At 77.2% G+C, this 16,044-nt stretch carries 2 protein-coding genes; both read right to left on the bottom strand.

Annotated elements, in window-relative coordinates:
• Nucleotide 1 precedes the first annotated feature (1 nt).
• Nucleotides 2-10,051 carry a type I polyketide synthase gene (locus tag V6V16_RS23680; protein ID WP_334565375.1) on the bottom strand — a complete coding sequence of 3,350 codons (10,050 nt, stop codon included), beginning with the start codon at nt 10,049-10,051 and terminating at the stop codon, nt 2-4.
• Nucleotides 10,052-10,400: 349 nt separating this feature from the next.
• Nucleotides 10,401-16,044: beta-ketoacyl synthase N-terminal-like domain-containing protein (locus V6V16_RS23675; RefSeq protein WP_334565374.1), on the bottom strand; the 5,644-nt coding region annotated here is incomplete at its 5' end.

The following is a 16,044-nucleotide window of genomic DNA, read 5'->3' as shown; positions in this document are numbered from 1 at the left end:
ATCAGGCCGAGCCGAACTCTTCGTCCAGCAGGCTGAAGATCTCTTCGGCGGAGGCCGACTCGAGGCTGGCGCCCTCGTCGGCGGCGGAGTCCGCACCGGACTCGGTGTAGGTCCACAGAGACAGCAGTTCGCGCAGCCGGGCGCCGACGGCGGCCCGGTCGGTGTCACCGGTGGCCACCGCGCGCATGGCGTGCTCCAGTTTGTTCAGCTCGCCGAGCACCGTCAGCGCGGACGTGCTCCGCTCCGCCAGCAGCGCGCCCCGCAGGTACTCGACCAGCGCCGCCGTGGTCGGCCGGTCGTAGATCAGCGTGGACGGCAGCCGCAGCCCGGTGGCCGCGTTGAGCCGGTTGCGGAACTCGACCGCGGTCAGCGAGTCGAAGCCCAACTCGACGAAACCACGCTCGGCGTCGATCGACCGGATCGACGCGTAGCCGAGGACGGCGGCGGCGTGGGTGCGGACCAGGTCGGAGAGCACCTGGTCGCGGTCGGCCTCCGCCGTGGCGGCGAGGGTCTCCCGCAGCGCCTCGGCCGGGTCGCGCTCGGCGGCCCGGGCCGCGCCGGTCGTTGCCGGGCGGACCAGCGACCGCAGCACCGGCGGTACCGCCGCCGGCCCGTGCCGGCCGATCAGCGCGAGGTCCAGGTTGACCGGTACGACCACCGGCTCGGCGAAGCGCAGCGCCTCGCTGAACAGGTCCATGCCCTCGTCGGCGCCGAGCGGGACGAAGCCGCCCCGGTTCATCCGGGCCTCGTCGACGTGCCCGGTCTGGCCGTCGCCGGTGTCGTTGACCCACGGGCCCCAGGCCAGCGAGAGCGCCGGGAGTCCCCGGTCGCGCCGGTGCTGGGCGAGGGCGTCGAGGAAGCAGTTCGCCGCCGCGTGGTTGGCCTGCCCGGGGCCGCCGAAGAGGCCGGCCGCCGAGGAGAAGAGCACGAACGCGGCCAGGTCCAGCTTCTCGGTCAGCTCGTGCAGGTGCCAGGCCGCGTCGACCTTGGGGCGCAGCACGGTGTCGAAGCGGTCCGGGGTGAGCGCGGGCAGGACCCCGTCGTCGAGCACCCCGGCCGCGTGCACCACGCCGGTCAGCGGCAGGTCGGCGGGGATCTGGTCGACCAGCAGGGCGAGCGCCTCGCGGTCGGTGACGTCGCAGGCGACCACCCGGGCGGTGGCGCCCAGCTCGGCCAGCTCGTCGACCAGCGCGGCGACGCCCGGGGCGTCCGCCCCGCTCCGACTGACCAGCAGCAGGTGCCGTACGTCGTGCCGGGTCACCAGCCGCCGCGCCACGAGCCGCCCGAGCAGCCCGGTCGCCCCGGTCACCAGGACGGTGCCGGCCGCCAGGTCGGGGCCCGACGCCTCCGCCGGGGGCGGGCCGAGCCGGGTCAGCCGGGGCACCCGGAGCTGGCCGGCGCGTACCGCTAGTTGGGGTTCGCCCGTGGCCAGGGCCGCCGGCAGCAGCGCGGCGGCCGGAGCGTCGACGTCGACGTCGAGGAGCACGATCCGGTCGGGGTTCTCCGACTGCGCGGAGCGCAGCAGGCCCCACGCGGTGGCGGCCGGCACGTCGGCGATCGGCTCGTCCGGGTCGACCCGGACCGCGCCGCGGGTGACCACCACCAGCCGGGCGGCGGTGAGGGCCTCCTCGGCGAGCCACTGCTGGGCCAGCGCGAGCGTGTGGTGGGCGACCCGGTGTGCCTGGCGGGCCGGGTGCGGCTCGTCGGCGGCCGGTCCGACGCAGGTCACCACCACCGCGTCGGGCACGGCCCCGCCCGCGCGCACCTCGGCGACCAGCGCGGAGAGGTCCGGGTGCCGGTCGGTGCCGGGCCAGTCGTCGCCGAGGACGACCAGCCGGGGGGTGCGGTCGGCGCGGCCGGCGGCGGGGGCTACCCAGTCGAGTCGGTGCAGGGACCGGCTGGCCGAGCGGCGGGCGGCGCTGAGCTGCTCGCCGGAGACGGGCCGCAGGACCAGACCCTCGACGGAGGCGACCGGGGTCGCGCCGGTGTCGGTGATGGTCAGGGCCACGGAGCCGGCGTCGGTGGCGCGCAGCCGGATCCGCAGCTCGCGGGCGCGGGTCGGCCGGATGCTCACGCCCGACCAGGTGAACGGCAGGCCCGGGCGGATGTCGGGGCCGCCCTCCGGGGCCGGCGCGCCGCCGGCGGCGGGTCCGCCGGCCGTGGCGCTGGCGCCGATGGCGTGCAGTGCCGCGTCCATCAGGGCCGGGTGCACCGAGAAGGCCGTGGTGTCGGTGGACGCGTCGGCGTCCAGGGCGACCTCGGCCAGGATGTCCGAACCCGACCGCCACGCGGCGCGCAGCGCGCGGAAGACGGGGCCGTAGTGGTAGCCCTGGGCGGCGAGCCGGGCGTAGAGCCCGTCGAGGGCGATCGGCTCGGCGTCGGCGGGCGGCCACACGGCCGCCGGCGCGGGGGCCGGGTCGACGGTTTCGCTCAGCTGGCCGGAGGCGTGCCGCTGCCAGGCCCGGGAACCGTCGGGCCCGGTGTCGTCGTCGCGCCGGGTGTGGATGGCGACGGGCCGGTGCCCGGTCTCGTCCGGCGAGCCGACGCGGACCCGCAGGTCGATTCCTCCCTCGGTGGGGATCGCCAGCGGCGCCTCCAGGTTCAGCTCGGCGACGGTCGCCGCGCCGGCCTGCCGCCCGGTCCAGGACGCCAGCTCCACCAGGGCCGTCCCGGGCAGCAGCACCGTGCCCAGCACGGCGTGGTCGGCCAGCCACGGGTGGGTGCCGAGGGTGATCCGGCCGGTGAACAGCAGGCCCTCGTCGCCGGGCAGCTCGACCACCGCGCTGAGCAGCGGATGGTCGACCACGTCGAGGCCCACGGCGGGCAGGACCGAGCGGTGCGCGCCGGTGCGCTCCAGCCAGTAGCGGTGCCGGTCGAAGGCGTACGTGGGCAGGTCGACCGGCTCGGACTCGGGCAGCAGCCGACGGTGCTCCACCGCCAGCCCGAGGGTGTGCGCGGTGGCGAGGCCGGTCAGCAGCCGGGTGGCGGCGTCGTCCGGCCCGCCGAGGGTGTCCAGGACGTGGCCGGTCGCGCCGGTCGCGTCGAGCACGGCGGCGACCCGGGCGGCCAGCGCCGGTGCCGGCGAGACCTCCACGAAGGTCACGTGTCCGGCGTCGACGGCGGCGCGCAGGGCGGCGTCGAGCCGCTCCGTGTCCGCGTCCCCGTCGGCGGCCGACGGAGCACCGGTCCCGAGCGCGGCCCAGTGGTCCGGACCGAGGCCGGCCGGGTCGGCCCAGTCCCCGGTGACGGTGGAGGCCAGCCGGACGGTGCCGGGCGGCGGCGCGATCCCCGCCAGGGCGGCGCGGAGGCCCTCGGGGTCCAGGTCGCCGGCGGCGGCCCGGGCCCGCAGCGCCACCGTGCGGGCGGCGTCGGACAGGGACAGCAGGCCCGCCACGTGGGCGGCCACGACCTCGCCGTCGCCGTCGCCGACGACCGCGGCCGGGGTCAGCCCGGCGTGCCGCCAGACGGCGGCGAGCGCCACGCCGACGGCGAACAGGACGGGCCGGGCCAGCTCCGGCCGCTCGGCCCAGGAGCGGTCGGAGCCGGTGAGCAGGACGGCCGGGTCGACGTCCACCCAGGGGGCGAGGGCCTGCCGGCACTCGGCGAGGGTCTCGTCGAAGACCGGGCAGCGGCCCACCAGGTCGGCCGCCGCGCCCGCCGGGGCGGCGGCCGGGAAGACGAACACCGGGCCCGCGCCGTGGTTGGCGACGGTGCCGGTCACCACGTTGCCGGCCGGCGTGCCGGCCGCGAGGGCGTCCAGGCCGGCCAGCAGCTCGCCGGGGGTGGCGCCGAGCACCGCGGCACGCCGGTCGAACGTTGAACGGGTCGCGGCGAGGGACCAGCCGACCGCCGCCGGGGCGAGGCCGGGGTGCGCGCGCAGGTGCCGGGCCAGCCGGGAGGCCTGCGCGGCCAGGGCGGAGGCCGAGCGGGCCGAGACCGGCCAGACCACCACGTCGGCGGCGAGCAGCCCGGCGGCCGGGGCGGGGGTCGGCTCGACGTCGCCAGCGGCGTCGCTGTCGACGGGCTGCTCGACGACCACGTGGGCGTTGGTGCCGGAGATGCCGAACGACGAGACCGCCGCCCGGCGGGGACGGTCGACCGTCGGCCACGGCCGGGACCGGGTCACCAGCTCCACGTCGCCGGCGGACCAGTCGATGTGCGGCGACGGCGAGTCCGCGTGCAGCGACGCCGGGACGGTGCCCTCCCGCATCGCCAGCACCATCTTGATCACACCGGCCACGCCGGCGGCGGCCTGCGCGTGGCCCATGTTCGACTTGACCGAGCCCAGCAGCAGCGGACCGGCGTCGCCCCGGTCCTGCCCGTACGTCGCCAGCAGGGCCTGGGCCTCGATCGGGTCACCGAGGACGGTGCCGGTGCCGTGGGCCTCGACGACGTCCACGTCGGTGACCGTCAGCCGGGCGCCGGCGAGGGCCTGCCGGATCACCCGCTGCTGGGAGGGGCCGTTGGGGGCGGTCAGGCCGTTCGACGCGCCGTCGGAGTTGACGGCGGAGCCGCGTACCACGGCGAGGACGCGGCGACCCTGCCGCCGGGCGTCGGAGAGCCGCTGCACGAGCAGCATGCCGACGCCCTCGGACCAGCCGGTGCCGTCCGCCGTGGCGGCGAAGGACTTGCACCGCCCGTCGGAGGCCAGGCCGCCCTGGCGGGAGAACTCCTGGAACGCCGTCGGGGTGGCCATCACCGCCACGCCGCCGGCCAGCGCCAGGTCGCACTCGCCGCGCCGCAGCGCCGCCCCCGCGAGGTGCAGCGCCACCAGGGACGAGGAGCAGGCGGTGTCGACGGTGACGGCGGGTCCCTCCAGCCCGAGGGCGTACGCGACCCGGCCGGAGATGACGCTGTGCGCGGCGCCGGTCATCAGGTAGCCCTCGACGCCCTCGGGGACCTCGGTCAGCCCGGTGCCGTAGCCGGAGGTGGAGGCGCCCACGAAGACGCCCGTTCGGGTGCCGCGCAGCGTCGCCGGGTCCACCCCGGCCCGCTCCAGCGCCTCCCAGGACGTCTCGAGGGTGAGCCGCTGCTGCGGGTCCATGGCGAGGGCCTCGCGGGGCGAGATCTCGAAGAACGCGGGGTCGAAGTCCGCCACGTCGTAGAGGAAGCCGCCCGACGGGGGGTGCGTCCCCTCCGCCGGTTCGGGGATCTCCCAGCCCCGGTCGGTGGGGAACGGCGAGATGGCGTCCACACCGTCGGCGACCAGCCGCCAGAACGCCTCCGGCCCGTCGACGCCCCCCGGGTAGCGGCAGGCCATGCCGACGATCGCGACGGGCTCGTCGGCGTCCACGACGACGGTCTGCGGGACGTCGGCCGGAGCGGCGCCGGAGACCAGCTCGCGCAGGTGCGCGGCCAGCTCGGCGGGGGTCGGGTAGTCGAAGACCAGCGTGGTGGGCAGCCGCAGGCCGGTGGCCGTGTTCAGCCGTCCCCGGAAGTCCACGGCGGTCAGCGAGTCGAAGCCGAGGTCCTTGAACGGGCGGCCGCGCAGCTCGTCGGGGGTGGCGTGGCCCAGCACCGCGGCGGTCTGCTCGTTGACCAGCCGCAGCAGCTCCCGCTCCTGCTCCGCCGCGGGCAGCGCCGCGAGGTGGCGCAGCGGCGCGGCGACCCCGCCCGTGGGCGTGGCGGTCTCCTCCTGCGCGACGAGCGCCCGCACCTGCGGCAGGCCGCCCAGGAAGGGGCTGGGCCGGGCCACGGTGAACGCGGGGTGGAACCGGCTCCAGTCGACGTCGGCGACGGTCACGCAGGGCGTCGGGCGGCGCAGCGCCCGGTCGAGTGCGACGAGCGCCTTCTCCGGGTCGACCGGCGGCAGGCCCATCCGGTTGAGCTGCTCGGTGGCCACGTTCTCGGCGGCCATGCCGTGCGCACCACCCCAGGCCGTCCAGGAGACGGCGGTGGCCGGCAGGCCCCGGTCGCGCCGGTTGACGGCGAGGGCGTCCAGCAGGGAGTTGCCGGCACCGTAGGCGCACTGGCCGGCGCTGCCCCACACGCCGGAGATGGAGGAGAACATGACGAAGGCGCCCAGCTCGCGGTCGGCGAGGCAGGCGTCGAGGTGCAGTGCGCCGAGCACCTTCCCCGCGACGACGTGGGAGAACTCGTCGAGGGTGGTGTCGGTCAGCGGGGTGAGCTGGTCGGTGCCCGCGGCGTGCACGACCGCGGTCAGGTCGGGCAGCGACCCGACCAGCTCCGCCACGGACCGCCGGTCGGTGACGTCGCAGGTGGCGACGGTGACCCGCCCGTCGGCGCCGTACCGGTCGAGCAGTTCCGCCACGGCCGGGGCGGCGGCGCCCCGGCGGCTGGCCAGGACCACCCGCCCGACGCCGCGGCCGAGCAGCCAGCGGGTGACGTGGCCGCCCAGGGCGCCGGTGCCGCCGGTGACCAGGACGGCGCCGGAGCACCAGTCGCCGGCGGACGGCTCGTCCGCTGCCGGCGGGGCCGGGCTCAGCCGGCGGGCCCAGGTCCCGCCGGGGCGGACGGCCACCTGGTCCTCGCCGCCGTGGCCGGCCAGCACGGCGGCGAGCCGCCGGGTGGTGGCGTCGTCGACGGTTGCCGGCAGGTCGACCAGGCCGCCCCAGCGGTGCGGTTGCTCGACTGCCGCCGCGCGGCCGAGTCCCCAGACCTCGGTCTGCAACGGGTGCGCGACGCGGTCGCCCGGGGCCGCCGCCACCGCGCCGCTGGTGACGCACCACAGCGGCGCCACCAGGTCCAGGTCGGTCATCGCCTGGACCAGGGCGAGGGTGCCTGCGGCGGCGAGGGTCACGCCGGGGTGCTCGGGCAGCAGCCGGTCCTGGCCGGCGACCACGGCGAGCACGCCGTCGACGGGCCGGCCGTCGATCGTCTCCCGCAGCCGGGCGGCGAGCGCCGCACGGTCCAGGTCCGCCGCGCCGACGCGCAGCACCGGCGGCTCGGCGTCGCCGAAGAGCCCGGTCAGGCCGTCGGCCCACGCCGGCGCGTCGTCGGCGGGCAGCACGACCAGCCAGCGGCCCGCCGGGGCGTCGGTGTCCTCGACGGGCACGGGCTGCCAGGTCACCTGGTACGACCAGCCGTCCACGAGGGAGCGTTCCCGCCGGGACCGGCGCCAGGAGGTGAGCACGGGCAGGGCCGGCAGGAGCGCCCGGACCTGCTCGTCGTCGTCGCCCAGCTCGCCGCGCAGGGTGTCGGCGTCCGCCTGTTCCAGGGCGGTCCAGAACTCGTCGTCGCCGTCCGCCGTCACGGTGTCGGGGGCGGGCGGCGGCTCGGGCCAGAAGCGCTGCCGGCGGAAGGCGTAGCCGGGCAGCGGCACCCGCGCGGTGTCGGCGCCGACGAACAGCTCCGCCCAACCCACCTCGACCCCGCCGACGTGCAGCTCGGCGAGGGCGGTGAGGGCGGACGCGGGCTCGGGGCGGTCGCGGCGCAGCAGCGCCACGGCGGCGGTGTCGTCGTCCGCGCCGGCGGTGGTCAGGACGTCGCGGGCCAGCGCGGTGAGCACCCCGCTGGGGCCGACCTCCAGGAACGTACGCACGCCGAGGGCGCGCAGCTGGTCGACGCCGTCGGCGAACCGGACGGCCTCCCGCACGTGCCGCACCCAGTAGTCGGCGGTGCGGATCTCGTCGGGGTCGGCGAGCGCGCCGGTCAGGTTCGACACGATCGGCAGCGCCGGCGGGTGCAGCTCCAGCCGGCGCACCACGGCGGCGAACTCGGCGAGCATGGGTTCCATCAGCGGGCTGTGGAAGGCGTGGCTGACGCGCAGCGGCCTGGTCCGTACGCCCTGGTCGGCCCAGCGGCGTTCGAGTTCCTCGACGGCGTCGGCCGCGCCGGAGACGACCACGGCGGTGGGGCCGTTGACGGCGGCCACGGCGACTCGGTCCTCGACGCCGGCCAGGGCGGCCCGGACGGCGTCGGCGGGGAGCTGGACGGCCAGCATCGCGCCCCCGGCCGGCAGGGCCTGCATCAGCCGGCCCCGGGCCGCGACGAGCGTGGCGGCGTCGGGCAGCGACAGCACGCCGGCCGCGTGCGCGGCGGACAGCTCGCCGATCGAGTGGCCGAGCAGGACGTCCGGGACGATCCCCCAGCTCTCCAGGAGCCGGAAGAGCGCGACCTCGACGGCGAACAGGCCGGCCTGCGTGTAGAGGGTCTGGTTGAGCAGCCCGGCGGCCTCGTCGCCCTCGGGCGCGAAGAGCACCGGGGTGAGCGGGCGGGGCAGGTGCCGGTCCAGCTCGGCGCAGACCTCGGCCAGCGCCCGGCCGAAGACCGGGAACGCGTCGGCCAACTCGCGGCCCATGCCGCTGCGCTGCGCGCCCTGGCCGGAGAAGAGGAACGCGAGCTTGCCGCCGCGCGGGCCGGCGCCGGTGACCAGGCCCGGGGCGTCGCCGCCGGCGGCCAGGGCGCGCAGGCCGGCGGTCAGGTCGGCGCGGTCGGCGGCGAGCAGTACGGCGCGGTGTTCGAGGCTGGCCCGGGTGCGCGCCGACGACCAGCCGACGTCGGTCAGCCGCAGCTCGGGGCGGCCGTCGAGCCAGTCGGCCCAGCGGGTCGCCTGCGCGGTCAGGGACTCGGCGTCGCGGGCGGAGACCAGCACCGGCACGAGGCCGGCCCCGTCGACGCAGGCGGTGTCGGCGGCGGCCGGCACGGTGGCCGCGTCGGTCGCGGCGGCGGGGCCGTCCGGGGCGTCCGCCGGGGCCGGGTCGGCGGCGGGCGCCTCCTCGATGATCACGTGGGCGTTGGTGCCGCTCATGCCGAAGGAGGAGATGCCCGCGCGGCGGGGCTGCTCCCCGGCGGGCCACGGCCGCGGCTCGGTGGCCAGCGCGACCGCGCCGGCCGTCCAGTCCACGTTGGGGGTGGGCTCGTCGACGTGCAGGGTGGCGGGCACGGTGTCGTGCCGCAGCGCCATCACCATCTTGATCACCCCGGCCACACCTGCGGCGGCCTGGGTGTGACCGATGTTCGACTTGACCGAGCCGAGCCAGAGCGGCCGGTCCGCCGGCCGGCCCTGCCCGTACGTCGACAGCAGCGCCTGTGCCTCGATCGGGTCGCCGAGGGTGGTGCCGGTGCCGTGCGCCTCCACGACGTCGACCTGCTCCGGCGCGAGCCGGGCGCTGGCCAGCGCCTGGAGCACGACCCGCTGCTGGGAGGGGCCGTTGGGGGCGGTCAGCCCGTTGCTCGCGCCGTCCTGGTTGACCGCGCTGCCCCGAACGACGGCGAGGACGCGGTGGCCGTTGCGCCGCGCGTCGGAGAGCCGCTCGACGAGCAGCAGGCCGGCCCCCTCGCCCCAGGCGGTGCCGTCGGCGGCCGCGGCGAACGACTTGACCCGGCCGTCCATGGCCAGGCCCCGCTGGCGGCTGAAGCCGATGAAGGCGGACGGGGTGGACATGACCGTGGCCCCGCCGGCGAGCGCGAGGGTGCACTCCCCCTGCCGCAGCGCCTGGCAGGCCAGGTGCAGCGCGACCAGCGACGACGAGCAGGCGGTGTCGACGGTGACGGCGGGCCCCTCGATGCCGAGCGCGTACGAGATCCGGCCGGACACGACGCTGGCCGCGGTGCCGGTCAGGATGTAGCCCTCGGTACCGGGCGGCGGCTGCTGGAGCAGCCCCACGTAGTCCTGCCCGGTGGTGCTGGCGAACACCCCCACCTGGTGCCCGCGCAGCGCCGAGGGGTCGATGCCGGCGTGTTCGAACGCCTCCCAGGAGGTCTCCAGCAGCAGCCGCTGCTGGGGGTCCATCGCGAGGGCCTCGCGTGGCGAGATGCCGAAGAACGCGGCGTCGAAGTCGGTGGCCGAGTCGACGAAGCCACCCTCGGCGACGTACGACGTGCCGGGATGGTCGGGGTCCGGGTGGAACAGCCGTGACAGGTCCCAGCCGCGGTCGGCGGGGAACGCGGAGACGGCGTCCCGGCCGGAGTCGACGAGCTCCCACAGCTCCTCGGGCGAGCCCACCCCGCCCGGGAACCGGCAGGCCATGCCGACGATGGCGATCGGCTCGCGGCTGGCCGCCTCAAGCTCGCCGAGCTTCCTCCTGGTCTGGTGAAGGTCCGCCGTCACCCATTTCAGGTACTCCCGGAGCGTATCTTCAGTCGCCATTGACGCCACCTCTTCGGGCCGGAAAGAAACAGGCGACCCAATACCGTCCACAGACGCCACAAGCCGCGAAAATCTAAGCCCATTCAGCCGACCACGAATTGCCAGACAAAAGGCGTTTCAGCCCCCACCAGGTCTTACGCGCCGGACGAAAGGTAATTGTCGCCGGACGGCGGTCACAACCCCTAGCGTGCCCCTACGGGTGCCCCTAGGGTGGCGGGCGCGCAGGCTGGGCCGACCCGCCCTGCGAGCGGTCCTGCGCGCCGTCCTCGCGAGGTACGGCCGGGCGGGTGCGCAGGCCCGCCCGGCCGAGCGTGTCGCGACCGTCGACAACGGCCGCGCGCCACCATTTCTACATGCCCGGCAAATTGCCGCCCGGGCCACCCAGCTCGCGGTGGATGAAATCGAAGATCTCGGCGTCGGTGGCGTCGTCGAGGGCGTGCGTGGCCGGTTTCTCCTCGACGGGGCCGCGTTCGTCGCCCCACCGGGCCACGAACGCCTGCAACTGCACCAGCAGCTTCTGCCGGGTCAGCCGGTCCGGCGCGTCGGCCGCGAAGACGCCGTCGAGCCGCTCCAGCTCGGCGAGCAGCGGGGCGGCCGCGGCAGCACCGTCCTCGACGAGCCGGTCGCGCAGGTGCCGGGCGAGCGCCGCCGGCGTCGGGTAGTCGAACACCACGCCGGCGGGCAGCTGGACGCCGGTGGCGGCGCGGAGCCGGTTGCGCAGCTCCACGGCCGTCATCGAGTCGAAGCCCACCTCGCGGAACGCGCGGTCGGACTCCAGCCCCCCGCCCCCGGTGTGGCCGAGCACGGCCGCCGCCAGGCCGCCCACGAGTTCGACGAGGACGCCCTCCCGTTCGCCGGGGCTCAGCGGGCGCAGCCGCTCCCGCAGCGCGATGGCCGCCTCGTCGTCCGCCGGCCGGTGGTCGTCGTCGGTGGGCATCGCCGCGCCCGCCTCGGGGACCCCGGTCAGCAGCGGGCACGGCCGCATCGACGCGAACGCCGGCACGAACCGGTCCCAGCGCACGTCGGCGACCACCACCGCCGCCTCGGCACGCAGCGCCTGCCCGAACGCCTCGACGGCCAGCTCCGGGGACAGGCCCGGCAGGCCCCGCCGACGCAGCTGCGCCAGCTCGGCCGATTCGGGATCGTCCTGCCACGGCCCCCACGCCACGGCGGTGGCCGCCAGTCCGCCGTGGCGCCGGTTCGCCGCGAGCGCGTGCAGCAACGCGTCGCCGGCGGACTGGCCGGCCCGGCCGCCCGCGCCCCACACCCCCGTGGTGGAGGTGCACAGCACGAACGCGTCGAGCGGCCGGTGCGCCAGCTCGTCGGCGTACCTCGGGACGTCGCCGACGGTGGCGGCCAGGTCGGCGGCCAGGCCGGCGAGGGTCAGCTCGGCCAGCGGCACCGAGCCGGTCTCCGCCGGGACGTGCACGAGCGCGGTCACCGGCCGGCTCTCGGCGGCGAGCTGCTCCATCAGGTCGCCGAGCTTGCCCGTCGCCGGCCCGGCGAGCGGGAGCACCTCGGCGCCGTGGCGGCCCAGCCAGTCGGTGGTGTGCCGGGCGAGCGCCCCGCTCCCACCGGTGAGCAGGACGGTGCCGCCCGGGCGGTATCCGCCGCCCGCCGCCGGTTGCCCGGTGTCACGGACCAGACGCCGGGTGTGCACGCCGGCCTCCCGGACGGCGAGCTGGTCCTCCCCGTCGACGTTGGTCAGGGCCCCGGCCAGGGCCGCGTACGCCGCCTCGTCCGGGCCCGCCGGCAGGTCGACGACTCCGCCGACGTGCCGGGGGTGCTCCAGCGCGGCCACGAGGCCGAGGCCCCACGTGGTGGCCTGCGTCGGGTGGACGACCGGTTCGTCGTCCACGGCGACGGCGCCGGTGGTGGCGAGCCACAGCGGCACGGGCGGGCCGGAGCGGCCGGTGTGTGCCTGCACGAGCAGCAGGTTCGCCGCCAGGCCGGTCGGCAGCGCCGTCTGCTCCGGGTGCGGTGCCTCGTCCAGCGCCAGCAGGGAGAGCAGCGCCGTCGGCTGGTGGGCGGCGGCGAGCCGGTCGAGGTCGGCGGCCAGGCCGTCGCGGGTGGCCGTGGCCGGGTCGACGGTCAGCAGGTGCACCGTCGCGGCGCCGGCCGTGAGGGCGGCGAGCACCCGGTCGGTGACCTGGTGCGGCGGGGCCAGCACCAGCCAGGTGCCGGGGTCGGCACCGGTCAGCGCCCGGTGCTCCCAGGTGACCCGGTACCGCCAGCCGGCCAGGGTGCCGTCGAGGTGCTGGCGGCGCCGCCACGACTCCAGTTCCGGCAGCAGCTCGCGCAGCGGCTGGTCCGGGTCGAGGCCGAGGCGGCCCAGGTCGCCGTCGGTGACGGCCCGCCAGAACGCGTCGTCGACCGGGTCGGCGGCGGGGGTCGGGGCCGCGTCGAGGGTCGGCCAGTAGCGCTGCGGCCGGAACGCGTACGTGGGCAGCTCGGGCAGCCGGCGGGGATCCGGACGGGGGCCGGCCAGCACGGCGAGCACCGCCGCCCAGTCGACGTCCCGCCCGGTGCCGTCCAGGACGGCCAGCGCGGAGAGCAGGGCGGCCGGCTCGTCGGCGCCGGCGCGCAGCGCCGCCACGGCTGTCCCGTCGTCGTCGGTGGGCAGCAGGCCGGCGGTCATCGCGGTCAGCACCGCCTGCGGGCCGAGTTCCAGGAAGGTGTCGACGCCCGCGTCGCGCAGCGCGGCGATCCCGTCGGCGTACCGGACGGACTCCCGGACGTGCCGCACCCAGTAGTCGGGCGTACTGAGCTCGTCGGGCTGCGCGAGCCGTCCGGTCAGGTTCGACACGATCGGCAGCAGCGGCGCGGCGAACGTCAGCCCGTCGAGGACGGCCCGGAAGTCGGCCAGTATCGGCTCCATCAGCGGGCTGTGGAACGCGTGGCTGACCCGCAGCCGCCGGGTGCGCACCCCGCGCTCCTGCCAGAGCCGCTCCAGCCCGTCGAGGGCGTCGACCGCCCCGGCGACCACCACGGCGGCGGGGCCGTTGACGGCCGCCACGCCGACCCGGTCGGTCAGCCCGGCCAGGGACTCGACCACCGCCGCCTCGTCGGCGGCGACGGCGAGCATCCCGCCCCCGGCGGGCAGGGCCTGCATCAGCCGACCGCGGGCGGCCACCAGCGTGGCGGCGTCCGCGAGCGACAGTACCCCGGCGACGTGCGCGGCGGTGATCTCGCCGATCGAGTGCCCTGCGACGTGTCCGGGCACCACCCCGAACGACTCGACCAGCCGGAACAGGGCCACCTCCAGCGCGAAGAGCCCCGCCTGGGTGAACACCGTCTCGTCGAGCAGCGCGGCCTCGGCGCTGCCGTCGGCCGCGAACAGCACCGGCTTCAGCGGCTGCGGCAGCTGGTGGTCCAGGACCCCGCAGGCCTCGTCGAGGGCCGCCGCGAACACGGGGAACGTGTCGTACAGCTGCCGGCCGGCGCCGGGGCGCTGGGCGCCCTGGCCGGAGAAGAGGACCGCGAGGCCGCCTCCGCGTCGCCGGGCGGTGACCAGCGCGGGGTGGGCCTCGCCGCCGGCCAGCGCCCGCAGCGCGGCCAGCCGGGTGGCCCCGTCGGCGGCGACCACGGTGGCCCGCTGGCCGAGGTGGGCCCGGCCGTCGGCGAGCGTCCAGGCGACCAGGTCGGCGGGGTCGTCGCCCGTCGCGACCCGGTCGGCCAGCCGGCCGGCCTGCTCGCGCAGCGTGGGCAGGTCGGCGGCGGAGACCGGCCACGGCAGGGTCAACCGGGGCCGCTCCCCGTCGGGGGCGACCGGCTCCGGCCGCTGCGGGGCCTGCTCCAGGATCACGTGGGCGTTGGTGCCGCTGATCCCGAACGAGGAGACGCCGGCCCGGCGTGGCCGGTCGTCGGCCGTCCAGGGGCGGGCCTCGGTGAGCAGCGCCAGCGCGCCGGACGTCCAGTCGACGTGCGGGGTCGGCGCGTCGACGTGCAGGGTCGCCGGCAGCACCTCGTGTTGCAGGGCCAGCACCATCTTGATCAGGCTGGCGGCGCCCGCCGCGGCCTGGGTGTGGCCGATGTTCGACTTGACCGACCCGAGCCACAGCGGCCGGTCGGCGGAACGTCCCCTGCCGTAGGTGGCCAGCAGCGCCTGCGCCTCGATCGGGTCGCCGAGGGTGGTGCCGGTGCCGTGCGCCTCCACGACGTCCACGTCGTCAGGGGTCAGGCCCGCGTTGTCCAGCGCGTGCCGGATGACCCGCTGCTGCGCGGGCCCGTTCGGCGCGGTGAGGCCGTTGCTCGCGCCGTCCTGGTTGACCGCGCTGCCCCGTACGACGGCGAGGATCCGGTTGCCGTCACGCTGGGCGTCGGAGAGCCGCTGGAGCAGCAGCACACCGACGCCCTCGCCCCAGCCGGTGCCGTCGGCGGCCTCGGCGAACGCCTTGACCCGCCCGTCGGCGGCCAGACCGCGCTGCCGGGAGAACTCCAGGAACGCGCCGGGGGTCGACATCACGGTGACGCCGCCGGCCAGGGCGAGGTCGCACTCGCCGCTGCGCAGCGCCTGCGCGGCCAGGTGCAGCGCCACCAGCGACGACGAGCAGGCCGTGTCGACCGTGACCGCCGGACCGTGCAGCCCGAACGAGTACGCCAGGCGTCCGGAGACCACCGACGCGCCGTTGCCGGTCGCCTGGTAGCCCTCCACCTGGGAGCGGGCGCCCAGCAGCAGGGTGGCGTAGTCCTGCCCGTTGGTGCCCATGAAGACGCCGGTGGCGGAGCCGCGCACCCGGTGCGGGTCGATGCCGGCGCGCTCGAAGACCTCCCAGGTGGTGTGCAGCAGCAGCCGCTGCTGCGGGTCCATGGCGAGGGCCTCGCGCGGGTTGACCCCGAAGAACGCGGCGTCGAAGCCGGCCACGTCCCGCAGGAACCCGCCGCTGCGGGTGTAGCTGGTGCCGAGCCGCTCCGGGTCGCTGTCGAACAGGGCGTCGAGGTCCCAGCCCCGGTCGGTGGGCATCGGCGTCACCGCGTCCACCCCGTCGGCCAGCAGCCGCCAGAGTTCCTGCGGCGACGACACCCCGCCCGGGAAGCGGCAGGCCATGGAGACGATCGCGATCGGCTCGTCCGCCGGCGGCCGGGCCGAGGTCGCGCCGCCGGCGACCGGACCGCCGTCCGCGCCGACCACGATCTCGGTACGCAGGAAGCGGGCCAGTTCCGCCGCCGACGGGTGGTCGAAAACCACGGTCGACGGCAGGCTCAGGCCGGTGACCCGGCCCAGCCGGTCCCGCAGCTGCACGGCGGCGAGGGAGTCGAAGCCCAGCTCGCGGAACGCCCGGCCGGCCGGCACCTGGTCGGTGGTGGGGTGGCCGAGGACGGCCGCGGCCTCCACGCGGACCAGGTCGACCAGCAGCGCCTCCTGACCGGTCGCCGGTAGCGAGGTGAGCCTGGCCCGCAGCCCGTCGGTGGCGACCGCGTTCTCCGGCCGCTCCGGCTCCCGCGCGGCGACCGGGGCGACCCGGTCGAAGAGGTGGCTCGGCCGCGCGGCGGTGAACGCCGTGACGAACCGGGACCAGTCGACGTCGACGATCACCGGCGCCGGCTCCGGGGCGTTCACCCAGCGGCCCAGCGCCGCGACGGCGGCGTCGGGCGCGAGCGGGGTGAACCCGCGGCGGCGCAGGCCGTCCGCGGTCTCCCCGGCGGCCATGCCGTCCTCCGCCCACGGGCCGTAGGCCAGGGCGGTGGCGGGCAGGCCCGCCGCCCGGCGGGCGGCGACGAGCGCGTCGAGCAGGGCGTTGCCGGCCGCGTAGCCGGCCTGCCCGCCGCCGCCCCAGACGCCGGCGACCGAGGAGAAGACCACGAACGCGTCGAGGTCCCGGCCCCGGCAGGCGGCGTCCAGGTGCACGGCACCGAGCACCTTGCCGGCCAGGGTCTCCGACAGTTCGCCGTCGGTCACCTCGTACGCCGGGGTGGTGCCGCCGGACGCCCCGGCGGTGTGCACGACGGCGGTCAGCCCCGGCAGCCCGGCGACGAGCGCGTCGACCGCCGCC

This window comes from Micromonospora sp. CPCC 205561 (genome assembly GCF_036906775.1).
Classification (GTDB): Bacteria; Actinomycetota; Actinomycetes; order Mycobacteriales; family Micromonosporaceae; genus Micromonospora.
The sequence above is the reverse complement of the archived record's forward strand: the minus strand, read 5'-3'. Positions and strand labels throughout refer to the sequence as shown.